The 20359-nt window shown below is 69.5% G+C and carries 26 protein-coding genes and 1 tRNA gene; 14 read left to right on the top strand and 13 right to left on the bottom strand.

Going from position 1 to position 20359, the window contains the following annotated elements:
- The 4 genes from WC555_RS06590 to WC555_RS06575 form a co-directional block, all read left to right on the top strand.
- Positions 1-409 (top strand): hypothetical protein (locus WC555_RS06590; RefSeq protein WP_373252304.1); only part of this gene is annotated, 409 nt, incomplete at its 5' end.
- A gap of 78 nt (positions 410-487) precedes the next feature.
- Positions 488-1033 carry a hypothetical protein gene (locus WC555_RS06585; protein ID WP_373252302.1) on the top strand — a complete coding sequence of 182 codons (546 nt, stop codon included), beginning with the start codon at positions 488-490 and terminating at the stop codon, positions 1031-1033.
- 221 nt (positions 1034-1254) lie between these two features.
- The gene (locus WC555_RS06580) at positions 1255-1446 is read left to right on the top strand and encodes a KGG domain-containing protein (RefSeq protein WP_373252300.1); all 192 of its coding nucleotides are present in this window, start codon (positions 1255-1257) and stop codon (positions 1444-1446) included.
- A 176-nt stretch (positions 1447-1622) separates the two neighbouring features.
- A complete protein-coding gene (locus WC555_RS06575) occupies positions 1623-2522 on the top strand; it encodes a DMT family transporter (RefSeq protein WP_373252298.1) in 900 nt (299 codons plus the stop codon).
- Between the two features lie 16 nt (positions 2523-2538).
- Here the strand turns inward: WC555_RS06575 and WC555_RS06570 are convergent, their stop codons facing one another.
- From WC555_RS06570 to WC555_RS06560, 3 genes are all read right to left on the bottom strand, one after another.
- Positions 2539-2742, bottom strand: a complete 204-nt coding sequence (locus tag WC555_RS06570) for a cold-shock protein (protein WP_055830853.1) — start codon at positions 2740-2742, stop codon at positions 2539-2541.
- A gap of 191 nt (positions 2743-2933) precedes the next feature.
- A complete protein-coding gene (locus tag WC555_RS06565) occupies positions 2934-3692 on the bottom strand; it encodes an extensin family protein (RefSeq protein ID WP_373252296.1) in 759 nt (252 codons plus the stop codon).
- 49 nt (positions 3693-3741) lie between these two features.
- A complete protein-coding gene (locus WC555_RS06560) occupies positions 3742-4845 on the bottom strand; it encodes a serine hydrolase domain-containing protein (protein ID WP_373252294.1) in 1104 nt (367 codons plus the stop codon).
- Between the two features lie 149 nt (positions 4846-4994).
- Between WC555_RS06560 and ppk2 the strand changes: the two genes are divergently transcribed.
- Positions 4995-5738, top strand: coding sequence for a polyphosphate kinase 2 (gene ppk2 / locus WC555_RS06555; RefSeq protein WP_373252291.1), 744 nt, complete (start codon positions 4995-4997; stop codon positions 5736-5738).
- Here ppk2 and gluQRS read toward each other — a convergent pair whose 3' ends face one another.
- Positions 5739-6587, bottom strand: coding sequence for a tRNA glutamyl-Q(34) synthetase GluQRS (gluQRS, locus tag WC555_RS06550; RefSeq protein WP_373252288.1), 849 nt, complete (start codon positions 6585-6587; stop codon positions 5739-5741).
- A gap of 86 nt (positions 6588-6673) precedes the next feature.
- Between gluQRS and WC555_RS06545 the strand changes: the two genes are divergently transcribed.
- From WC555_RS06545 to WC555_RS06530, 4 genes are all read left to right on the top strand, one after another.
- On the top strand, positions 6674-7330 hold the full coding sequence (locus WC555_RS06545; RefSeq protein ID WP_373252285.1) for a DNA-3-methyladenine glycosylase: 657 nt from the start codon (positions 6674-6676) through the stop codon (positions 7328-7330).
- The gene (locus WC555_RS06540) at positions 7327-7977 is read left to right on the top strand and encodes a trimeric intracellular cation channel family protein (protein ID WP_373252282.1); all 651 of its coding nucleotides are present in this window, start codon (positions 7327-7329) and stop codon (positions 7975-7977) included. Before WC555_RS06545 ends, WC555_RS06540 begins: the two co-directional genes overlap by 4 nt.
- Positions 7978-8110: 133 nt before the next feature.
- Entirely contained in the window at positions 8111-8671 is a 561-nt protein-coding gene (locus tag WC555_RS06535) for an HNH endonuclease (RefSeq protein WP_300468875.1), read from the top strand.
- Between the two features lie 65 nt (positions 8672-8736).
- Positions 8737-9513 carry a transglutaminase family protein gene (locus tag WC555_RS06530; RefSeq protein ID WP_373252279.1) on the top strand — a complete coding sequence of 259 codons (777 nt, stop codon included), beginning with the start codon at positions 8737-8739 and terminating at the stop codon, positions 9511-9513.
- On the opposite strand, the gene WC555_RS06525 is transcribed toward WC555_RS06530, so the two are convergent.
- The 4 genes from WC555_RS06525 to rpmB form a co-directional block, all read right to left on the bottom strand.
- Complete coding sequence (locus tag WC555_RS06525) at positions 9510-11270, bottom strand: M1 family metallopeptidase (protein WP_373252276.1); 1761 nt, start codon at positions 11268-11270, stop codon at positions 9510-9512. The two genes, WC555_RS06530 and WC555_RS06525, sit on opposite strands and share 4 nt — an antisense overlap.
- A gap of 55 nt (positions 11271-11325) precedes the next feature.
- Complete coding sequence (locus WC555_RS06520) at positions 11326-11667, bottom strand: MmcQ/YjbR family DNA-binding protein (RefSeq protein WP_373252274.1); 342 nt, start codon at positions 11665-11667, stop codon at positions 11326-11328.
- A gap of 56 nt (positions 11668-11723) precedes the next feature.
- Entirely contained in the window at positions 11724-12398 is a 675-nt protein-coding gene (locus WC555_RS06515; protein WP_373252272.1) for a hypothetical protein, read from the bottom strand.
- 256 nt (positions 12399-12654) lie between these two features.
- Positions 12655-12951 carry a 50S ribosomal protein L28 gene (gene rpmB, locus WC555_RS06510; protein ID WP_055830828.1) on the bottom strand — a complete coding sequence of 99 codons (297 nt, stop codon included), beginning with the start codon at positions 12949-12951 and terminating at the stop codon, positions 12655-12657.
- 216 nt (positions 12952-13167) lie between these two features.
- Here rpmB and WC555_RS06505 point away from each other — a divergent pair, with 216 nt between their 5' ends.
- Positions 13168-13629 carry a DUF3617 domain-containing protein gene (locus tag WC555_RS06505; RefSeq protein ID WP_373252270.1) on the top strand — a complete coding sequence of 154 codons (462 nt, stop codon included), beginning with the start codon at positions 13168-13170 and terminating at the stop codon, positions 13627-13629.
- Here WC555_RS06505 and WC555_RS06500 read toward each other — a convergent pair.
- A complete protein-coding gene (locus WC555_RS06500; protein ID WP_373252268.1) occupies positions 13626-13994 on the bottom strand; it encodes a hypothetical protein in 369 nt (122 codons plus the stop codon). The two genes, WC555_RS06505 and WC555_RS06500, sit on opposite strands and share 4 nt — an antisense overlap.
- Positions 13995-14151: 157 nt before the next feature.
- On the opposite strand from WC555_RS06500, the gene WC555_RS06495 reads away from it, so the two are divergent.
- Complete coding sequence (locus tag WC555_RS06495; protein WP_373252266.1) at positions 14152-14514, top strand: cytochrome c; 363 nt, start codon at positions 14152-14154, stop codon at positions 14512-14514.
- A gap of 59 nt (positions 14515-14573) precedes the next feature.
- On the opposite strand, the gene WC555_RS06490 is transcribed toward WC555_RS06495, so the two are convergent.
- Positions 14574-15137 (bottom strand): CarD family transcriptional regulator, encoded by a 564-nt coding sequence (locus WC555_RS06490; protein WP_373252265.1) that lies wholly within the window; start codon positions 15135-15137, stop codon positions 14574-14576.
- A 315-nt stretch (positions 15138-15452) separates the two neighbouring features.
- On the bottom strand, positions 15453-15794 hold the full coding sequence (fdxA, locus tag WC555_RS06485) for a ferredoxin FdxA (RefSeq protein ID WP_373252263.1): 342 nt from the start codon (positions 15792-15794) through the stop codon (positions 15453-15455).
- A 163-nt stretch (positions 15795-15957) separates the two neighbouring features.
- Between fdxA and WC555_RS06480 the strand changes: the two genes are divergently transcribed.
- Positions 15958-16584 (top strand): YceI family protein, encoded by a 627-nt coding sequence (locus tag WC555_RS06480; protein WP_373252261.1) that lies wholly within the window; start codon positions 15958-15960, stop codon positions 16582-16584.
- Positions 16585-16587: 3 nt separating this feature from the next.
- Here WC555_RS06480 and WC555_RS06475 read toward each other — a convergent pair whose 3' ends face one another.
- Together WC555_RS06475 and WC555_RS06470 are read right to left on the bottom strand one after the other, a co-directional pair.
- The gene (locus tag WC555_RS06475) at positions 16588-16869 is read right to left on the bottom strand and encodes an RNA-binding S4 domain-containing protein (RefSeq protein ID WP_373252258.1); all 282 of its coding nucleotides are present in this window, start codon (positions 16867-16869) and stop codon (positions 16588-16590) included.
- Positions 16866-19373: a helicase-related protein gene (locus WC555_RS06470; RefSeq protein ID WP_373252256.1), complete on the bottom strand. Its 2508-nt coding sequence runs from the start codon at positions 19371-19373 to the stop codon at positions 16866-16868. Before WC555_RS06470 ends, WC555_RS06475 begins: the two co-directional genes overlap by 4 nt.
- Before the next feature lie 294 nt (positions 19374-19667).
- Here WC555_RS06470 and WC555_RS06465 point away from each other — a divergent pair.
- Both WC555_RS06465 and WC555_RS06460 read left to right on the top strand, forming a co-directional pair.
- Positions 19668-19744, top strand: a tRNA-Arg gene (locus WC555_RS06465).
- Between the two features lie 247 nt (positions 19745-19991).
- A complete protein-coding gene (locus WC555_RS06460; RefSeq protein WP_373252253.1) occupies positions 19992-20351 on the top strand; it encodes an ATP-binding cassette domain-containing protein in 360 nt (119 codons plus the stop codon).
- Positions 20352-20359 lie beyond the last annotated feature (8 nt).

The raw sequence follows: 20359 nt of genomic DNA, 5'->3' as shown, positions 1-20359 counted from the left end.
CGGCGGGGCGCGTCGGTCGACCAACGCGGCGGCGACGCCCGTCAACGGCGTCGGCGGCCAGGGCGGCGGCCGGTTGTCGAACCGGGATCACATCGACCAGGACGCCGATACCGACGTCAGGACGCGTCGATCCGCCCCCGCCAACCCGACGGCCCCGGGGGCGGGGGGCCTCGCCACGGGCAACACCTACACCACCGGCGACTTCGCCGGACCGGAGCTGCGGCGGGCCGGAGATCCCCGCGCGCCGGGGGCGGACAGCGCCGCGCCCGCGCCCACGGGCAACACCTACACTACGGGCGACTTCACCCGACCGGAGCTGGTGCGGGCCGGCGATCCCCGCGGGCCCGGCGCGGACAGCCCCGCGCCCGTCGCGCCCGCCTGCGAGCCGGCCCCGGCCGTCCGCCGCTGATCCGTCTCCCGCAAGGGGAGAAGGGGTGCGGATCGCCTGCGACCGTTTCTGACGCATCGGCCGCCCAGGATGGCTTTCATGCGCGAGAGACAGGCCGCCAGATTTTATTCGGAAGACCTCTGGGCCCAGATCCGGCGCGGGTGGGAGCAGGGGCAAACCGGGGCGTCGCTGGCGAAACGGTATCAGGTCGGGCTGGCCAACCTGTGGCGGCGGCGGGCGTCGGAGGGGTGGGAGCGGCCGACGGAGACGGACCCGGTTCCCGAACCTCTGGAAGGCTGGGACCGGTACGCCCGGCGCAAGTGGGACGAGTTCGAGGTCGAGGTGGCGGAGGCGCGGCAACTGGCCCGGGACCTGGTCGCCTTCATGCGCGGCGAGCCGATGACGGAGGCGCCGCTGTGGCATCTGGCCTTCCTGTTCGCCTTCCGCGCCGAGCATCTGGGCGCGGAGACGGCGGCGCTGGACCGGGCGCGGGCCGGGAACCAGCCGTGGGCCGACTGCGTGTGGGACGAAGAGGGGCGGCTGAAGTCGCTGCCGGGGGCCGAGTATCAGATCGTGCGGATGCACCGGGAGGCCTGGCGCAGACAGGTCGGGCTGCCGGACGGCGTGGCGGAGGACTGGCCGTGAGGGGGCATCCCATTCCGTGCATCCCCGCGAAGGCGGGGACCCAGGCTTTGGCCCCGCCGCCGGCGTCGGCCCGGGCGCCGGTCAGTTCAGCCCGCCTCGCTGTCGTTCAAACCTGGGTCCCCGCCTTCGCGGGGATGCACGGGGTGTGCGGAACAATCCGCAACTCCCATTGCGACGGAAAGGCGGCGGCGCGGCGTTCAACCGGGCGGAGACAGACGCCCATGACCGATGTGAAATCCCCCGGCCGCCCGCGCGGCTTCGCGGCCATGTCGCTGGAGCTGCGGCGCCAGATCGCGGCCAAGGGCGGCGCCAGCGTCGCCCCCGAACGCCGCACCTTCTCCAAGGACTCCGACCTCGCCCGCGCCGCCGGCCAGAAGGGCGGCCGCAGCCGGGGCGAGAAGCGCAAGGGCTGACCGGCCTTCCTTCTCCCTCCCCTTCATGGGGAGGGATGTCGGCGCGAAGCGACGACAGGGTGGGGTATGTCAGGGCGGCGCAGGACCGTGCGGCGGTTCCCCACCCGTCTTCGCCTTCGGCTCAGCCACCCTCCCCACGAGGGGGAGGGAGAAGGCGAATCCGGTATACCCCTCCCATGCCCGCCTCCCGCGCCTCCGCCCTGATGGTTCTGATCGCCTCGGCGTGCGTGCTGGCGTTCGCGCCGATCCTCGTGCGGCTGACGGAGACCGGGCCCGCCGCCGCCGGCTTCTGGCGCTTCGTCTTCGCCCTGCCGTTGCTGCTGTTGCTGACCGCCCGACCGGGCGCGGAAGGCGTCGGCAAGCCGTCGAAATGGATGGGGCTGGCGGCCCTGTTCTTCGTGCTCGACCTGTCGTTCTGGCACTACGGCATCGTCATGACCTCGGTCGCCAACGCCACGGTGCTGTGCAACCTGACGCCGGTGGTGGTGACCCTGTTCGGCTGGGTGGCGTTCCGGGACCGGCCGCGGCGGCTGTTCGTCGCCGCCATCGGCCTGGCCATGGGCGGGGCCTTCGCCATGTCGGCCGGGGCGGACGGAAACCAGGGGACCAATCCGCCGCTGGGCGACCTGTTCTCCCTGTCGGTGGCGCTCTGGTACGCAGGCTATTTCCTCGCCGTGAAGGCGGCGCGGGCGACGGCGGGGGCCATGCGGATCATGCTGTGGTCGACGGCCCTGGGCACGCCGCTGCTGCTGGCCGTGGCCGTGGTTCTGGGCGAGGACCTGTGGCCGGCGACGGCGGCGGGCTGGTCCGCCTGCGCCGCCATGGGGGTGATGCATGTGCTGGGGCAGGGCGGCGTGGCCTGGTCGCTGGGCCGGCTGCCGGCTTCGCTGACGGCGGTGACCATCCTGATCCAGCCGGTGGTGGCCTCGGGCCTCGGCTGGCTGATCTTCCACGAGACCATGACGCCGGTGCAGATGGTCGGCGGCGCCGTGGTGCTGGCCGCCGTGGTGCTGGCGCAGTGGTCGGCCAGAACGAAAACGGGCGCGGGGGCCGAAGCCGCCGCGCCCGTTCCGTAATGCTGTCAGTCGTGGATCAGAGGATCTTGAGGTCGATCGCCGACGTCTTGCCGCGCTGGGATTCCAGCTCGTATTCGACCTTGGCGTTTTCATCCAGGCCTTGCAGGCCCGCCTTCTGGACCGCGGTGATGTGGACGAAAACGTCCTGTCCGCCGCCGTCAGGCTGGATGAAGCCGAAACCCTTGGTCGGGTTGAACCACTTGACCGTACCGGTCGCCATATTGCGTCTCCGTGAACGCGCTTGCCAGGCAGACGCCCCCGGGGGAGCGCCCGTCAGCCCATCTGGACGAGCTCATTCAGCGAAGGAGCGGGCACGGGTGTGGAGGCCGCGCGAAATCCGGACTGCGGCGACTTTGTCTCGCGCAAATCCGGAACGGTCAACAGGCCGTTGCGCGAACGCGGTTCGGCGAGTCAGGCGCACAGGCTGCGCGGCGCCCCGTCCAGATGCAGGTGGTTGCGGTGCGCCTCGTTGTAGTCGGGCGTCAGAACCGTCGAGAAGGCCCGGCAGGCGCCGTCCCGGATGCGCTTCAGGAAGCCCTGGCCCTCGACGCCCCGGGGACCGGTTCCGTCCCAGTCCGACAGCACCGAGACCTTGCGGCCGTCCGCCAGCGTCATGCCGCCGATGTCCAGCGCATTGGCCCGGGCGTGCTCGCTGGGCCGGGCGGCGGCATCGGTCTGGCCGTAGATGCGGCGGCAGCTGTAGGTCCCCACGTCGTTCATCCGCGCCACCCGGCTGCCGAACGCCGCCTCGGCCGCGGGCTGCAGCACCTGGCGATCCCAGATGACGTACCGCACCGCCAGCGGGCACTGCATGACGGGATCGCCGGCCAGGGGGGTGACGTCGCCGCCGGTGATCCTGACGGCCCCGCGCACGACGCAGAAGCCGCCGTCGTCGCGGTCCTCGGCCCGTTCGACGGTCACGCCGGCCTCGCGCAGCACCTTGATGCAGGCGTCGGTGACGGCGGCGGTCTCTTCCGGTGCGGCGGTGCGGGGCAGTTCGAAATCGGCCACCTTGGCGCCGGTGGCCTGGCCGATCGGATGGTTCAGATCCAGCGGCTTCCACGGCAGGTCCTGGCCCGGCGCGAAGGCGTTGAGAAGCGCGAACGCGGCGCACAGGCCCAGCGTCAGCTCCCACAACAGATTCCAGAAATCGGCGAAGTCGCGCTTCATTGCCGGTCCAGCCTTAGCGGTCCCCCGCGGCGAGCGAAAGCGCGACGGCTCAGGCCCGGGCGTAAAGGGCGGTCAGGGCCTCGACCATGGCGTGGTTCGCGGCCTGGCCGCGATCGAAGTGGTTGGCGACCGACAGAATGGCGACGCCTTGCGCCGGCAGGACCCGCGCGGTCACGTGCCACATGGTGTTGGACCCGTCATGACCCAGCCGCGGCCCCGGCTGCACGCCCCAGCCGTAGGCATAGGCCGGCGGCGCGCCCTCGGGCGGCGTCATCAGCCGGACCATGGTTTCGGGCCGCAGCAGGCCTGCGCCTTCGGTCAGATACAGGCGCAGGAAACGGGCGTAGTCGGCTGCCGTCATATGCATCCGCCCGGCGGGGCCGAAGAACGGCGGATTGTCGGCGATGCCGGCGGGGTCGACGGGCGTCAGTTGATCGCCGACCGACCGGTGGCCCCACGGATTGTCGCCCTTCGGCGCGCCATGTCCAACAGAGGTCATGCCCAGCGGGTCGAACAGCTCGGCCTTCATGGTCTCTTCCCATGCCGCATCCACCAGCCGTTCGACGGCGGCCCCGGCGAGAATGTAGTTGCCATTGCCGTAGGCGAAGACCCCGCGCGTTCCCGTCGGCGTCCTGCCCAGGGCCATCGCGGCGAAATCGACGCGCTGGTCGCGGGTCGGGCGGGCGTCCGTATGACCCGCCATCATGACCTGGGGTGTGATCAGGTCGCGGTCCGACAGGCCGGAGCGGTGACAGAGCAGGTCGTCGATGGTCACGGCCTGCAGCGCCGGATCGACCGCGACGTCAGGGAACAGCTCGGGCAGGGTCGCGCCCCGGTTCGCCCGGCCCTGTTCGACCAGCCGGGCGTAGAGGACGGCGGTCATGGACTTGCCGTTGGAGCCCAGATGCCAAAGGTCTTCGAGCGTCGCCGGCTCGTCAGCGCCCGCGCGCCGGACGCCGCGGACGCCGGACCAGATCAGGCCGTCGCGACCGACGACCGCCGAAGCCATGGCGGGGGGGCCGTGTCGGGCGAACTGCGCATCAAGGGCGGCGGCCGCCGGGCCGTCGCGCTCGTCCGCCGCCAGGGCGGGGAAGGCGCCGGCCAGCGGCAGAACGGCGAAACCGCCCAGAAGGGCGCGGCGTGTGGCGATCATGGACCTGTCCCCGTCTGTTGCGGATGGATAGCCGCGCCGGTCCAGCGGCGCACGTGAGAACGGATTAATGATCGCGGCGCGCGACCCCGAAACCGGCGCCATGCAGCGCGGGCTTGCTGAATGCAGGCCGGACAGTCCACGGTGGCGGCATGGGAAAATCAAAAGACTACGACGCCGAACTTCTGACGCTTCAGACCCAGCTTGTCGAAAGCCAAGCGTGGACCATCCAGCAAGGGCGGAAAACCCTGATCGTCTTCGAAGGCCGCGACGCGGCGGGCAAGGACGGAGCGATCAAGCGCATCACCGAATACGCCTCGCCCCGGCAGACGCGCGTGGTCGCCCTGCCCAAGCCGACGGATCGCGAGCTGACCCAATGGTATTTCCAGCGTTACGTCGCCCACCTGCCCGCTGACGGCGAGACCGTCCTGTTTAACCGGTCCTGGTACAATCGCGCCGGCGTGGAATCCGTCATGGGCTTCTGCAAGCCGGAGCAGACCGCCCAGTTTCTGAAGGATGCGCCGCGGTTCGAGCGGACGCTCGTCGATGACGGCGTCAAGCTGATCAAGATCTGGCTGGACATCAGCAAGGAAGAACAGTCGCGGCGTCTCGCCGAACGTCTCCAGGATCCGCTGAAGCGGTTCAAGGTCTCGGCCTTGGACGCGGAGGCCCAGATCCGGTGGGACGCCTACAGCGTCGCGCGGGACCGTATGCTTGCGGAGACCGACAGCCGCAGCGCGCCCTGGATCGTGGTCGCGACCGACGACAAGAAGACCGCGCGACTGAACGTCATCCGCCACATCCTGCACATGATCGGCGGGCCCGGCTCCCAATGCCGGCCGGACGCCGATGTCGCCTTCCATCCCTCGCGGGCCAAGGGCCGCTTCGCCCCCTGATCAAAAGCCCAGCTCGGCCCTCAGCGTTTCGGGGCTGAGGCCCGCCGCCCGCAGCTCGCCCAGCGTCACCGATCGGTCTCGCTTGGCGTAGCGACGACCGTCCTCGCCGACCGCCAACGGGTGATGGCGGTAAACGGGCGTGGGCCAGCCCATCAGGGTCTGGATCAGGACCTGGACATGGGTCGCCTCGAACAGGTCCTGACCGCGGATGACATGGGTCACGCCTTGCAGGGCGTCGTCGTGGGTGACGGCTACGTGATAGGCGGTCCCGGCGTCCTTGCGGGCCAGGACGACATCGCCGGCCGTCTCGGGGCGCGCCCGGATCAGGCCGCGTTCGCCCTCCGGTCCGCGCCCCTCCTCGACGAAGGCCAGCCCGTCCCAGGCGCGGGCGCCCATCAGGTCGCGGGCGCGATCCAGCGACAGCCGCCAGGCGAAGGGGCGACCCCCGGCGAGGAAGGCGGCCTCCTCATCGGCCGGGTGCGGCCCGGGCCGCGCCGCTTCGGCCGGTCCGTGCGGCGCGTCGCCGATGGCGTCGAGGATGTCCTTGCGGGTGCGGAAACAGCGGTACAGGAGGCCGCGTCGGTCCAGCATGTCGACCACCCCGGCGTAGTCGGTCAGATGATCCGACTGACGGCGGACGGGCTGTTCCCAATCCAGACCCAGCCAGGCCAGGTCGTCCAGGATCGCGGCCTCGAATTCGGGCCGGCAGCGCGTCGGGTCGATGTCCTCGATGCGCAGCAGGAACCGGCCGCCCGCCGCGCGCGCCGCCGTCCAGGCGGTCAGGGCGGAAAAAGCGTGGCCCCGGTGCAGCCGGCCGGTCGGAGAGGGCGCGAAGCGGGTGGCGAACATCGGCCGATGATAGCGGGAACCGGACCTGATCGTCAGGGGCTGGATCGCATCCCTTGTCGAGGCCGTCGCCGGCGCTACGCTCGGCCATGGCTGTTGCACCGACCCCCGTTCATATCGCCGCCGCGCGCACCGCCCTGGCCGCGCTCGATCCCGCGCTGGAGCGCGCCCATGCCCAGACGCCGGCGTTTGAATGGCGGCTGCGCACGGGCGGCTTCGAGGGCCTGTTTCGCATGATCGTGGAGCAACAGGTTTCGGTCGCCTCGGCCGCCGCCATATGGGCGCGTGTCGTCGCGGGGCTGGAGGGTCAGGTGACGCCGGACAGGGTTCTGGCCACGGAGATCGAGGCTCTGCGCGGCTTCGGCCTGTCGATCCAGAAGGCGACCTATGGCCACGAGATCGCTCGCGCCCACGCCGACGGCCGCATCGACTTCGACCATCTGGAGCGCCTTTCGGACGAGGAGGCGGTGGCGCGCTTGGTGGCCATCAAGGGCGTCGGCAAATGGACGGCCGAGACCTTTCTGATGTTCTGCGAGGGCCGGCAGGACGTCTTCCCCGCCGGCGACATCGCCCTGCAGGAGGCGATGCGCTGGGCCGACCGGGCGCCGCTCCGCCCGCGTGAGAAAGACGCTTACGTCCGCGCCGGAATGTGGACGCCGCATCGCAGCGTGGCGGCGCATCTGCTCTGGGGATGGTATGGGGCGGTGAAGCGCGGCGAGGTCGCGCTGGAGGAGCATCCCGCGTGAGCCCCATCGTCGATCCTGCCCTGACCAATCCCGAGACGGTGCTCGGCGCGCTCGATTTCGCGGGCGTGGCGGTGTTCGCGGCCACCGGCGCGCTGGCGGCGGCGCGGCAGCGGCACGACCTCGTCACCTTCGCCTTCTTCGGCGCGATCACCGGCGTGGGCGGCGGCACCCTGCGCGACCTGCTGATCGGCGCCCCGGTCTTCTGGGTGCAGGACTGGCGTTACATCGCCGTCTGCCTCGGGGCCTCGCTGGTCGTCTGGATGCTGGGCGCCCGGACGTGGCGGTTCCGGGCCCTGCTGTGGCTCGACGCCCTGGGCCTGGCCGCCTACGGGGTGATGGGCGCGGCCAAGGCCGAGGCCTACGACGTCGCGCCCCTGATCTGCATCGTCATGGGCGCGTTGACGGCCTGTTTCGGCGGGGTGGTGCGGGACCTTCTGGCCGGCGAGCCCTCCATCCTGCTGAGACGCGAGATCACCGTCTCGGCGGCGCTGCTGGCCTCGACCGTCTTCGTCGTCGCCCGCGTGGCCGGGCTGGACGTCTGGCCCGCGGCCCTGATGGCGGCGGCGTGCGGCTTCGCCCTGCGCGCCGGAGCCCTGGTCTGGGGCTGGAGCCTGCCGGCCTTCCCCGGGACGCCGTCGCGCGGTTGACCGTTGCGAAACCGTCGCCGACCGGTCATCGCCAAGCCGTCGAATCAAGACTAGGCTTGGACCACAGACAGGGAAGGAGACCGGTTTTCAGTCCGCTCGCGTCCATGTTCCTCTCCATGACGGCGAGGGCCTGATGCAGGTCCTGAGCCGCCCCCCGTCCGGCTGGCCCGCGCTGGTGCTGAACGCGGACTTTCGCCCCCTGTCCTACTATCCGCTGTCGATCTGGCCATGGGAGGAAGTGGTCAAGGCGGTGTACCAGGACCGCGTCGACGTGGTCTCGACCTATGACAAGGTCGTTCGCAGCCCGTCGATGGAGTTCGTCCTGCCCAGCGTGATCGCGCTGAAGAACTATGTCGACCAGGACCGGCAGCCGGCCTTCACCCGCTTCAACGTCTTCCTGCGTGACGGCTTCACCTGCCAGTACTGCCACGCCACCGAACAGCTGACGTTCGATCACGTCGTGCCCCGGTCGCGCGGCGGGCGCACCACCTGGGAAAACATCGTCGCCGCCTGTTCGCCGTGCAACCTGCGCAAGGGCGGCCGCACGCCGCAGCAGGCCGGCATGCCCCTGCGTCGCGCGCCGCATCGTCCCAACGCCTGGCAGTTGCAGGAATTCGGGCGGCGCTTCCCGCCCCACTATCTGCACCAGAGCTGGCTCGACTATCTGTACTGGGACATCGAACTGGAGCCCTAGGTCAGCGGAACGGCGGATGATGCGCGGCGTTGACGGCGGGTCCCTGTTGCGCCAGTCGAGCTGTCATGAAAATCCGCGTCCGCGCCGAACTGGTCTATCGCTTCGATCCGCCGACGGATGCGATCTACAAGATCCAGGTCGCCCACTGGCCCGGCCAGACGGTGCTCGAGGAACGCCTGACGACCGTCCCCGCCATCGACTTCATCCAGGACGAGGACGAGGAGTTCGGCGCCCGCACCCTGCGCGCCCATCTGTCGGGCGAGGTGGCCCTGACCTATACGGCGGTGGTGGACAACGGCGTGCTCAAGGGGCTGCCGCCGGTGACGGTGCAACACGACTGGAACGACCTTCCGGCCGAGGTCCTGCCCTATCTAAATCCCAGTCGCTATTGCCCGTCAGACCAGTTCGGCCGGTTCGCCGAGCGGACCTTCGGCGGCACGGTCGGCGGCGACCGGGTGCTGAGGATCCTCGAATGGATCAAGGCCGAGATCGACTATGAGCCGGGCGCCTCGGACAGCGAGACGACGGCGGCCCGGACCTTCATCGACCGGGCCGGGGTGTGCCGCGACTTCACCCATATGGGCATCACCCTGTGCCGGGCCTCGGGCATTCCGGCGCGGGCGGTCAGCGCCTTCGCGCACCAGCTGAACCCGCCGGACTTCCACGCCATCTTCGAGGTCTGGCTGTCGAACGGCTGGTGGCTGGTCGATCCCACGGGGCTGGCCCCGGTCGAGGGGCTGGTGCGCATCGCCTGCGGGCGCGACGCGGCCGACATCGCCTTCCTGACCACCCAGGGATCCTGCCAGCTGGTGCGGCAATCCGTGACCGCCGAGGCGCTCTAGTTCGGCGAACCGGCCGCCTGCCAGGCCTCGATAAAGTCCAGCCGGCGCAGGACCTTGTTGTCGGGGTCGACCAGGATGTGGGCGCTTGCGGGGGCGGCGATGCGGCCGCGGCCGCCGGTCATGGCGACGGTCTGGCGGCGGCCGTCGATCTCGATCTCGACCGGCATGGGGAAGGCCCCGCCGTCGCCGGTCGCCCACTCCAGAACCAGATCGCCACCCTCGCGCGTCTGCCTCAGGTCGGGCAGGGCGGCGTTGTACAAATAGCCGCGGAAGAACCAGGTCAGGTCCCGGCCGGCCTCTTCATTGACGATGGCCAGCAGTTCGTCGGTCGTGCCGTAGCGGGGCTGGAAGGCGCCGGGCCGGGGGTCGGCCGTGCCGTAGACGATGCGGGTCAACGAGCGGAAGAAGGCCGCGTCGCCGATCAGCATCCGCAGCGAATGGGCGATCAGCGAGCCCTTGTTATAGATGTCCAGGCCGGGGCCGACGTCGCCCTTGTAGACCTCGTCCTCGGACTTCTCCGTGCCTGAGACGACGGGAAACTTGTTCTTCAGGTCGCGGCGCTGTTCCAGCAGGCTGGCCTGCATGAAACGCTCGCCGTTCAGCCAGCGATCGTAGAGCGGCTGCATATAGCTGCCGAACCCCTCATGCAGCCACATATCGTCGGCGTTGCGGTTGGTCAGCTGGTTGCCGAACCACTCGTGGCTCAGCTCGTGGTGCAGCAGCCAGTCGAAGCCCCGCCCGTCGAGTTTGTATTCGTTGCCGTAGGCGTTGATCGTCTGGTGCTCCATGCCCAGGTGCGGCGCCTCGACCACGCCCATCTTCTCGTCGCCGAAGGGGTAGGGGCCGACGGTCGCCTCGTAGAAGTCCATCATCGGCGCGAACTGGTCGAACAGGGCCTGGACCTTGACCGGATCGTCGCCGCGAAGGTGCCAGTAGGACAGGGGGATGACATTGCCGAACCGGCTGCGGTAGTCGGCCTTGACCTCGTCATAGGGCCCGATGTTCAGGGCGATGGCGTAGGTGTTGGGGTTGGCGGCGCTCCAGTTCCAGGTGGTCCAGCCGTCGCCGTGGTCGACCGTACCGAGGAAGCGGCCGTTCGACGGGGCCGACAGGTTCGACGGCACGGTGATGTGCAGATCGACCCGCTTCGGCTCGGCCAGCGGACTGTCGATACAGGGCCAGAACAGGTCGCAGCCCTCGGGCTGGACGGCGGTGGCGATCCAGGGGCTTCCGTCGGCGGTGTTGGCCCAGACGAAGCCGCCGTCCCAGGGGGCGTGAGGGGCTGTGCGCGGCTGACCCGCATAGGCGATCCGCACCGAGACCCTGTCGCCGGCCGCCAGCGGGCGGGGCAGGGGGATGGTCATCCGGCCCTCGGGATTGGTCCAGTCTCCCGCCGGAACCTCGCGCCCGTCGACCTGGACCGACGAGACGGTCAGCAGGGTGTCGAGCTCGACCACCACGGCGGCCAGAGGCGCGGTTGCGGTGAAGTCCAGCACGGCGACGGCGTCGATGGCCTTGTCGTCGGGCAGGACCTTGATCGACAGGTCGGCCCTGTCGAACGCCATGGCCAGCTGTTCGGGGGTGCGCGGCTGGTCGGTGCCGAGGGTGAAGGCGGTCGATTCGCGCACCGGCGCGACGACGACGGCGGGTTCGGTCGAGGGCGGCACGATCTCCGTCGCGGCCGGGGCCGTGGCGCAGGCGGCGAGGGCGAGCAGGGACGCGCCGGTCAGGGCGGCGCGGCAGGCGGTGAAGGACACGAACGGCTCCCCGAGGACTGGGGCCCAGCCTAGACGGGCGGGTGGGCCGCGCAACCTAGAAAGCCTGCAGCCCCCGCGCCTTAACCTGCGCCTTCGTCGCCCGCCGGGCCCACGCCTTGTCGATCTGTTCGCGCAGGCGATCGTCGTCGGCTGCTTCATAGCGCACCAGCACCGCGGGCCAGCCCTCGAAATGGGGGGTCTGGAAATAGGTCCGCGGCTCGGTCTCCATCAGGAACTCGACCGTCCCCTTGTCCAGCGCCAAGGCCAGACAGTCCGGTTCGCGCGCCTCGTTGACGATCCAGTGGCCGCGCACGCGGATGCAGCGGCCGTCGAACAGGGTCGAACCCTCGGCGCCCGGCTGGGTCAGGGCGTAGGCGAACATCTCATCGCGGGTCATGGTCGGCTAAGTACCGAAACCGATGGAAGGTAGACCAACGCATCCGCTCCCGGCGATCATTTGCGGCTGAAATCTTCTGTCACCACGTTGGATGACAAGTCTCCGTCCCGTACCGTCACCCAGTCCGGCCCTCGGGCGATCCAGGGCATGACTTCATTGACGACTCCGAAGCGGACGTGGTCGCGCGTCACCCCGACCGTGCATCGGCCGAGTGCAAGTCCGGGAAAGACCTCGCTGATCTGTGACGGCGCGACCAGCCGGCCGGAGCGAGGGATCGATGAGTCCTTGAGCGCCACCAGCACCGGCAGTTCCGCGGGCTGAAGGACCAGCTCGCCCTTCTTGAGCTCTTCGATCAGTTCCGGGGTGGTTGGTCTCGCGCCACGGAACCGGGGTCGGCCATCCTCAAAGTCCCCGGGCAGCGGCGCCCATCGACGCTGAAGCAGAACCTCAAGGGGACTCCAAGGGCCATACGAACGCTCAAGATGGCCAGTCACGGTCGAATAGCCGTCCAGCATCCCGCAGATGACGCGTCGCCCGCCGAGACGCACCACCGTAGCTTCACCGCGCCAACGGGGGTTGGGCGTATTGTCCGACGGGAACCACGTCGGATCCTCGGTGAACCAGGTTTCTCGAACGGAAGAGCCCTCGAAGGTCCCGTCGGGACCGGAAAACCGGAGCGTCAGCCGGAATCGCAGGAAGTCCCTGCGCTGCTCACACCCCGACAGCGCCACGCCCCCTCCTGCGAGGCCAAGCAGCAGTGCGCGTCGGTGCAGTTGAGCCTGTGTCGGCACGCCTTCCCCGTTCGAAACTGGATGACTGGTGCACCTACTACGCGATTTTGGAGGAGCAGCTCTACCAAATCTCGGCTGAAATCCCGGGGCCTAAAGTCCTAAGGGGGCGGAAATGGACGGGCCGGTCGCGCATAACCGCCAAAGAAAAAGGCCGGCGTTTCCACCGGCCCCTTCAAATCTTGCGGCTGACGCCGGATCAGGCGGCGGCTTGCTCGGCCAGCTTGGCCTTCACCTGGCGCTTGATGCGCTGGGCGGCGGTCGAGAGCTGCTCGTCCTTGGCCTTGACGATGAACGGGTCGAGCCCGCCCTTGAAGTCGAGGGTGCGCAGGGCGGCGTTCGAGATCCGCAGGCTGAACGACTGGCCCAGCGCTTCCGAGGCGACCTTGACCGTCTTCAGCGACGGCAGGAAGCGGCGCTTGGTCTTGACGTTCGAGTGGCTCACGCTGTGGCCGACCATGGGGCCGATACCGGTGAGTTCGCAGCGACGCGACATCTGACTATCCTTGACGGAGCGGCCCGCGAACGATGCGGGCGCATGAAACAAAGGCGCCCGGGGATCGGGTCCCCGCGCGAGAGGGGGCCGTATAGTGGAAGTCACAGCGCCGCGTCAAGGCTTGTGGCGGCGCGCGATCCGTTCAGCCGTTGTTCAATTCCCGCCATATATCCCCTCTATCCATGCAGTGAAGCTCCGCTGCCGAGGGTCCGTCCTATGAAGCCGTCCGTCCTGATCCGCACCGCCCCTGTCCTGGTCGGCGCCCTGCTGCTGGCGACCGCGCCGATGGCCGGTCCGGCCGCGCCCGTCCAGTCGGCGTCCGAGCCCGTGCTGCCGGGCTATTGGGAGTACACCACCCGGGCGCTGGGCCAGGGCGACACCGAAACCAAATGCGTCCGTCCCAGCGAGATCAACCGCTTCTTCGGCGGTCTGTCGACGCGTCACTGGCGCTGCACCTATCCGGTGCGCGAGGTCGGCAACGGCAACGCCCATTTCGAGGGCGTATGCCAGGACCGCAAGGGACGGCGCGTCAACGTTCGCCTGAACGGCTCCTACCAGCAGGAGAGCTTCTCGTTCCGCGGGGGCGCCCAGCTTGTGCGCGGCACCCCCTATATCCCCGCCAGCATCACGGCGCGCCGGCTGGCCGCCCAATGCCCGGCGAACGCCGAGTATTTCTAGACCGGGGCCACGCGCGCCACGACATAGGTGTGCTGGTCGCCGGAGGGCAGGGTCAGGCTGACATACTCGCCGGCGACGAATCGCTCGTCGCTGAAGCGAAAGCCGCGGGCGTCCGCGGCGTCGGCCCCTTCGAGGTCCAGGGTCCAGCTGCCGCCGGGGCCGTGCTGGAGGCGGCCGGTCGCGACCGTCTGGCCGTCGGAGAAGCGCCGCACATGGCCGCGCTCCGGCTCGGCGCGCAGGGCCTCCCCGTCCAGTCGGCCGTCGGCGTCCAGCGGCGCGACGATGTCATAGCCCTCGGTCGGGTCGCCCGCCGGATGGCCGGGCTCCCGGGCGAGTTCAAGGCGGACGTGGTGGAATTGGGTCATGGTGTCGCTCTCGCTGGATGATGGAACCGGATGTCGATGCCGGGAGGATAGCGCGGGGTCGCAGCTTTCGTCTTGTCATGTATCAAGCCCGTGCGGGTTCCGTGTGCTAAAACAAGCGCGGGCTGCCCTGGCGGCCCGGACCGGGAGGATCGAGACGATGAGAGGCCGACTTTGGATCGCGTTGGGGGCCCTGGCCCTCGGAGGCTGCGCCGGGGAGGCCGTGCGCCAGAACGGAACCGACCCGGTCGTCATGGGATCGGCTGACCGGGGCGCGGTCCTCGTGCGGCAGAAATGCGCGAGTTGCCACGCGGTCGAACGGTCCGGGGACAGTCCGATGGCCGCCGCGCCGCCCTTCCGCGACATGGGCGTCCTGTATCCGGTGCGGGATCTGCAGGAGGCCCTGGCCGAGGGGCTGGTCACCGCCCACCCCGCCATGCCTGCGTTCGAGTTTCAGCCGACCCAGGTCGCCGATGTCATCGCCTACCTGGAAAGCGTCTCCGGGACCGGTCCGGGCCGGTGAATTGCAAAAGGCCCGGGAGCGATCCCGGGCCTTCTGTCTGATCGATGAAGCGCCCTGGATCAGGCGGCTTCGGCCTCGGCTTCGGCTTCTTCCGCGGCCTCGGCGGCGGCGATGACGGCCTTCTTGGCGCTCAGCGACTTGGCCAGCAGCTGGACGGCGGCGTCCTTGTCGATGCGGTTGGCGGCGGCGACTTCGCGGGCCATGCGATCCAGGGCCGATTCATAGAGCTGACGCTCCGAATAGGACTGTTCCGGCTGGCTGTCGGCGCGGTGCAGGTCGCGGACCACTTCGGCGATCGAGATCAGGTCGCCGGAGTTGATCTTGGCTTCATACTCCTGGGCGCGACGCGACCACATGGTGCGCTTGACGCGGGCGCGGCCCTTGAGGGTCGTCAGCGCCTTGGTCACGACGTCGTCGGCGGCCAGCGAGCGCAGGCCGGCGGTCTTGGCCTTCTTGGTCGGGACGCGCAGGGTCATCTTCTCGTGGTCGAAGGTCACGACATAGACCTCCAGCGACATGCCTGCGACTTCCTGGGTCTCGACGGCCGCCACCTTGCCGACGCCGTGCGCCGGATAGACGACCGCGTCGCCAACCTTGAATTCCAGACCGGTCTTGTTCGTCATGTCATTCCTTTCCCGGCGCAGGGTGGATGAGACGGCAACGCAAGTGACGGCTGCGCTCTCCTCGACGGCGGACCGTCGGCGGCGCAGCTGTATCAGTCGTCAGGAGCGGAAACGGATCACCAAACCTCTGGCCGACCCCGCCTTCGTGGGCGGAGTTCTGTCGCAAACGCGGGCGGCGCGAGAAAATCGCTTACCGCCCGACCCAATGACAGGAACCTATCACAATTTTGCAGAAATTCAAAACGTCCACAGCATCAGCGTGGCCGTACCGGTAAATCCGACCGGTCACGCCGGTCAAACCGGCGCCCCTTGGCGTCAGGACCCCTTGCCGGGCTTTTCGGAGAAGTATTTCTCGAACTTGCCGGTCTCGCGCTCGAACTGTGCGGCGTCGGCCGGGGGCGTGCCCTTGACGGTGATGTTGGGCCACACCTTGGCGTATTCGGCGTTGACGATCAGCCATTTGCCGTCGGGCTCATCCTCGGTGTCGGGCACGATGGCGTCGACCGGACATTCCGGCTCGCAGACACCGCAGTCGATGCATTCGTCCGGCGCGATGACGAGGAAATTCTCGCCCTCATAGAAGCAGTCGACCGGGCAGACCTCGACGCAGTCCATGAATTTACATTTCACGCAGGCGTCGGTGACGATGTAGGTCATGGGCGGGGCGGGGGGTTCCTGGGGGAGGCCGGGGCTGCGCAGATGACCCCGCGCACCCGAAGTGTCAACAGAAGTCAGCGCCGCGGCCCTTGCCGGAACGCTCTGCGGGGCTATCTGTTACAGTTCTGATTGCAGATTGCCCCTCTTCCCGAAGGAGACACCCATGACCAATCTCGCCCGCATCGCCCTCGGCGGCGTCGCCGCCCTCGCCCTGCTGACCTCGGGCGCCGTCGTCGCCCGGACCCAGGCCACCCAGGTTCCGGCCGAAGTCCGCGCCGGCGCCTATGCCCTGGACTCCGCCCACGGCAAGATCACCTGGTCCGTCAACCACCTCGGCTTCTCGACCTACTACGGCCAGTTCGTGAACGTGCAGGCGACGCTGAACCTGGACCCCGCGAATCCGTCCGCCTCGAGCCTGACCGCCACCATTCCCCTGACCGACGTGGACCCGAACTCGGACGGGCTGAAGGCCCACCTGCAGACGGCCGATTTCTTCGACACCGCCAACCATCCCGTGGCGACCTTCGTGTCGCGCTCGGTGACCGTCGATTCCGACGACGCCAATGAAGCCGTCGTCGTCGGCGACCTGACCCTGCGCGGCGTGACCAGGCCCGTGACCATGGAGGTCGAATTCAATCAGGCCGGTCCTTCGATGGGCAATACCTACAAGACCGGTTTTGACGGCGAGGCCACGATCAAACGCTCCGAGTTCGGCATCAACTACGCCCTTCCGGCCGTGTCCGATGAGGTCAAGCTGCACATCGAGGGCGAGTTCGTCCTGCAGCAATAGCGGTCAGTCCGCCTCGATCAGGGCATACAGGGCGCGGGCTTCCCCGGCGGGCCCGCGCCGCTCGCCCAAGGCCTCGACCCTGAGATCGATCAGCCGGCCGCCGATGGCGAACACCAGGCTGTCGCCGACGTGGACGCAGCGGCTGCCCTTGTCCAGGCGCGTCTGCCGGCCCTGATGGGTCAGCCGCACCACGCCGCGCTCGACCATGGCCGCGGCCATGGAGCGTGTCTTCGCGAAGCGCGCGCGCCACAGCCAGACATCCACCCGGCAGCCCGTCTCGCTCATGCTGTTCCGGTCGCGGCCGGGCGCGCGCGGCGCGGTCGACGGCGTTTGGAGCGGATCGCCGGCGCCGGCGCCGGCGGCGCGGTCAGGGCCGACAGGATGGCGAACGGCGAATCCTTGACCGGCCGGGCCCGCGTCGCGTCGCGGTCGGGCTGTTGCGCGCGGGTCGTTTTCAGCGCGGCGGTCAGGGCCTTGGCCTCGTCCAGGGTCACGCCGAGGTCCGTCAGGTCGGCCTCGCTCAGCAGACCCTTGCCCCTGGCCTTTCGCTCCGTCAGGGCCTCAAGCAGTTCGACCGGCGCCGCGAACCGACCCGCCACCCGCAGGCCGAACGCCGCCAGGGCGCGGGGCGACGGCGGGGGCGCCGGCGCCGGCGACAGGCGCGCCGCGCGCGGCCGGAACGCCTCGCCGACCACAAAGGCCTGGGCCAGCGCCCGCGACCGGTCTTTCAGCAGGGCGGGCAACCAGACCGAATGGGCGCCGATCCGCACGCCGAACGTCTTCAGGGTGCGCCGTTCGACCTGGCTGAGCGCGGCCAGGTCGCGATCCACATCGCGCCGGTCGATGACGCCTCCGGCCTCCAGCAGGCGGAAGGCCACGCCGCGCGGCAGACCCTTGAGCGCCCCGCTCTCGATGGCCGTCTTCAACCGCCGCAGCGGCCTCAGCGCCCGGCCCGCCTCGCCGGCCAGCCAGGCCTCCAGCCGCCGCTGCGCCCGCTCGCGCCCGGCCGCCGGTCCCAGTTCCCCCAGCAGCCGCACCCGGGGGGCGAACCAGTCGCCGCCCGTGACCTGACCGGCCTGAACGCCCTGCCACAGCACCGCGCCGTCGGGCGTCACCGAGAAGGCCTCGTCCCCGTCGGCCGCCAGCCGGCCCAGCCGGCGCGCGATCTCCGGCGTCACCGCCTGCCGCGCCGCATGGCGCAGGGCGCGGTCCTCGAGGGCGGACGAGCCCTTGTCGATCTGGAAGTCCACCCCGGTCAGTCGCCCGACGGCATGGCCCTCGACGATCACGGCCCCCTCGGCGTCGACGTCGGCGACGGCGTCCTCGCGCACGTTCAGCGCCCGCATCAGGGCGGTGGTGCGCCGGTCCACGAAGCGGGCCGTCAGCCGTTCGTGCAGCACGTCGGACAGCCGCTCCTCCAGCGCCTTCGTCCGGTCGCGCCAGCCCTGGGCCTGGTCCAGCCAGTCGGGCCGGTTGGCGATGTAGCTGAGGGTGCGCACGCCGCTCAGCCGGGCCGACAGCTGGTCGATCTGGCCGTCGTCGCGGTCCAGCTCGGCGAAACGCGGGGCGATCCAGTCCGCCGTCAGTCGACCGCGCTTGCCGGTCAGGGCCTGGAAGATGTCCTTGGACAGCCGGCCATGCTCATCCAGCGTCGTCTTCTGGAAGTCGGGGAGCTGGCACGCCTCCCACAGCCGCATGATGGCGCCGCGCGAGCGGCCGATGCGCGCCACCTCCTCGTCCTTGATCAGCCGCCGCAACAGGGTCTCGTCCAGCGCCGGCTGCGTCAGGCTCAGTCCCGCGCGCCCGGGCGACACGACCAGCGACCGCAACAGATCGGGCAGGGTGTCGAAGTCCAGCCGGGCGTTGCGCCATTCCGCCGCCTCGACCGGATCGAAGCGATGCTCGACCACCTGTTCGATCAGGTCGGGATCCAGCTCCAGCGACTCGCCCGTGACCCCGAAGGTGCCGTCGCGCAGATGCCGTCCGGCGCGGCCGGCGATCTGGCCGATCTCATGGGCGTGCAGCCAGCGGGTGCGGCGGCCGTCGAACTTTCTCAGGCCGGCGAAGGCGACGTGGTCGACCTCCATGTTCAGGCCCATGCCGATGGCGTCGGTGGCGACCAGGAAGTCGACCTCGCCCGACTGGAACAGCTCGACCTGGGCGTTGCGGGTGCGGGGGCTCAGCGAGCCCATGACCACCGCCGCCCCGCCGCGCTGGCGCCGGATCAGTTCCGCGATGGCGTAGACCTGCTCCGTGCTGAAGGCGACGATGGCGCTGCGGGCGGGCAGGCGGGTCAGCTTTTTGGACCCGGCGTACGACAGGGTCGACAGCCGTTCACGCGACACGATCTCCACGTCGGGGACCAGGGCGCGGATCAGCGGCGCCATGGTCCCGGCGCCCAGGAACATGGTCTCGAACCGGCCGCGCGCCTGCAGCAGCCGCTGGGTGAAGACGTGGCCGCGCTCGGGGTCGGCGACCAGCTGGATCTCGTCGACGGCGAGGAATTCGACCGTCCGCTCCATCGGCATGGCCTCGACGGTGCAGACGAAATAGACGGCGCGCGGCGGGACGATCTTCTCCTCGCCGGTCACCAGGGCCACGGCCGCCGCCCCGCGGCGTTTGACGATCCGGTCATAGATCTCGCGGGCCAGCAGCCTCAGCGGCAGGCCGATCATCCCCGAGGCGTGGCCCAGCATCCGCTCGACCGCCAGATGGGTCTTGCCCGTATTGGTGGGCCCCAGCACCGCGACGACGCGCGAGGGGGCCTGTCCGGCGCCGCGATCACTCATGATGCTGAAAAGGTGGCGTGTGTCGCCCGGTTCCTCAAGCGGTGCCGCGGCCGGGATGAGATGTAAACCGCGAAGGCCGCCTGGCGGAACAGGGGCGAAACGAATCAGGACCGAATCACAGACACGGCCCGATTCGGGGTTTGTTCCCTACAAGATATTGTATCTTAACGGCTCTTAAGCACAAGCCGGAAGGCGGTTTTCCCGCGCGCAGGATGCGCGGATCGGCCGAGTCGGCCGGAAAACGCATCTGGCCGCTTCCCCGCCGGGGCGTCAGCCGCTAGGTCAGCGCGGCGTGGCCCCGTAGCTCAGCCGGATAGAGCAAGGCTTTCCTAAAGCAGAGGTCGGGGGTTCGAGTCCCTCCGGGGTCGCCACCCTCTTTGAACGCCTCGGGGAGAGCTGACAGCCGCCTGGCCAGGCTGCCGCAGCCCGCGAGGACCGGGATTGACTGCCGCTACAACAAGGCCCTGTTCAGCGTCGGCGGGAGAAACCATCGGCGCACCGGTCGCGCGTCATCGCATACCCGGCGCGCGCTGTTGGGCCGACGCGCTGCCGACGCTGCGGTGATTCGAGGTTGACCGACGAGTTCGGGCGGGGTCTCTGGTCACCAGCGGAGGATGTATGCTTTCAATAAACAACCTCGTCCACGTCTACAGCAACGGCACACGGCCGCTGGATGACATCAGCCTTGACGTCCCCCGGGGGATGTTCGGCTTGTTGGGCCCGAACGGGGCTGGCGAGTCGACCCTGATGCGTTCGATCGCAACCCCGCGGGCGCCGACATCGGGCTCGATCAATTGTGACGGCGTCGACGGGATCGCAGAGCCAGGGACGCTGCGTCGCAGGCTCGGCTGTCTGTCCCGGGATTTCGGCGTTTACTTGCGCGACCCGCGGCCGGGCGAGGGCTTCACGCCGGTCAGCGGCGGGCTGGAGGACGTCTGTTTCCCGACGCCGGGCGGTTCCCGCCGGATCGCCGCCTGAGCGGGTCC

The organism is Brevundimonas sp. (assembly GCF_041648615.1).
Lineage (GTDB): Bacteria > Pseudomonadota > Alphaproteobacteria > Caulobacterales > Caulobacteraceae > Brevundimonas.
The sequence above is the reverse complement of the archived record's forward strand: the minus strand, read 5'-3'. Positions and strand labels throughout refer to the sequence as shown.

Excerpts from the sequence above, each read along its gene's own strand:
- WC555_RS06585 (WP_373252302.1), top strand. The coding sequence starts at position 488 with ATGCGCGAGAGACAGGCCGCCAGATTTTATTCGGAAGACCTCTGGGCC.
- WC555_RS06580 (WP_373252300.1), top strand. The coding sequence starts at position 1,255 with ATGACCGATGTGAAATCCCCCGGCCGCCCGCGCGGCTTCGCGGCCATG.
- WC555_RS06575 (WP_373252298.1), top strand. The coding sequence starts at position 1,623 with ATGCCCGCCTCCCGCGCCTCCGCCCTGATGGTTCTGATCGCCTCGGCG.
- WC555_RS06570 (WP_055830853.1), bottom strand. The coding sequence starts at position 2,742 with ATGGCGACCGGTACGGTCAAGTGGTTCAACCCGACCAAGGGTTTCGGC.
- WC555_RS06565 (WP_373252296.1), bottom strand. The coding sequence starts at position 3,692 with ATGAAGCGCGACTTCGCCGATTTCTGGAATCTGTTGTGGGAGCTGACG.
- WC555_RS06560 (WP_373252294.1), bottom strand. The coding sequence starts at position 4,845 with ATGATCGCCACACGCCGCGCCCTTCTGGGCGGTTTCGCCGTTCTGCCG.
- ppk2 (WP_373252291.1), top strand. The coding sequence starts at position 4,995 with ATGGGAAAATCAAAAGACTACGACGCCGAACTTCTGACGCTTCAGACC.
- gluQRS (WP_373252288.1), bottom strand. The coding sequence starts at position 6,587 with ATGTTCGCCACCCGCTTCGCGCCCTCTCCGACCGGCCGGCTGCACCGG.
- WC555_RS06545 (WP_373252285.1), top strand. The coding sequence starts at position 6,674 with ATGGCTGTTGCACCGACCCCCGTTCATATCGCCGCCGCGCGCACCGCC.
- WC555_RS06535 (WP_300468875.1), top strand. The coding sequence starts at position 8,111 with ATGCAGGTCCTGAGCCGCCCCCCGTCCGGCTGGCCCGCGCTGGTGCTG.
- WC555_RS06530 (WP_373252279.1), top strand. The coding sequence starts at position 8,737 with ATGAAAATCCGCGTCCGCGCCGAACTGGTCTATCGCTTCGATCCGCCG.
- WC555_RS06520 (WP_373252274.1), bottom strand. The coding sequence starts at position 11,667 with ATGACCCGCGATGAGATGTTCGCCTACGCCCTGACCCAGCCGGGCGCC.
- rpmB (WP_055830828.1), bottom strand. The coding sequence starts at position 12,951 with ATGTCGCGTCGCTGCGAACTCACCGGTATCGGCCCCATGGTCGGCCAC.
- WC555_RS06505 (WP_373252270.1), top strand. The coding sequence starts at position 13,168 with ATGAAGCCGTCCGTCCTGATCCGCACCGCCCCTGTCCTGGTCGGCGCC.
- WC555_RS06500 (WP_373252268.1), bottom strand. The coding sequence starts at position 13,994 with ATGACCCAATTCCACCACGTCCGCCTTGAACTCGCCCGGGAGCCCGGC.
- WC555_RS06495 (WP_373252266.1), top strand. The coding sequence starts at position 14,152 with ATGAGAGGCCGACTTTGGATCGCGTTGGGGGCCCTGGCCCTCGGAGGC.
- WC555_RS06490 (WP_373252265.1), bottom strand. The coding sequence starts at position 15,137 with ATGACGAACAAGACCGGTCTGGAATTCAAGGTTGGCGACGCGGTCGTC.
- fdxA (WP_373252263.1), bottom strand. The coding sequence starts at position 15,794 with ATGACCTACATCGTCACCGACGCCTGCGTGAAATGTAAATTCATGGAC.
- WC555_RS06480 (WP_373252261.1), top strand. The coding sequence starts at position 15,958 with ATGACCAATCTCGCCCGCATCGCCCTCGGCGGCGTCGCCGCCCTCGCC.
- WC555_RS06475 (WP_373252258.1), bottom strand. The coding sequence starts at position 16,869 with ATGAGCGAGACGGGCTGCCGGGTGGATGTCTGGCTGTGGCGCGCGCGC.
- WC555_RS06470 (WP_373252256.1), bottom strand. The coding sequence starts at position 19,373 with ATGAGTGATCGCGGCGCCGGACAGGCCCCCTCGCGCGTCGTCGCGGTG.
- WC555_RS06460 (WP_373252253.1), top strand. The coding sequence starts at position 19,992 with ATGCTTTCAATAAACAACCTCGTCCACGTCTACAGCAACGGCACACGG.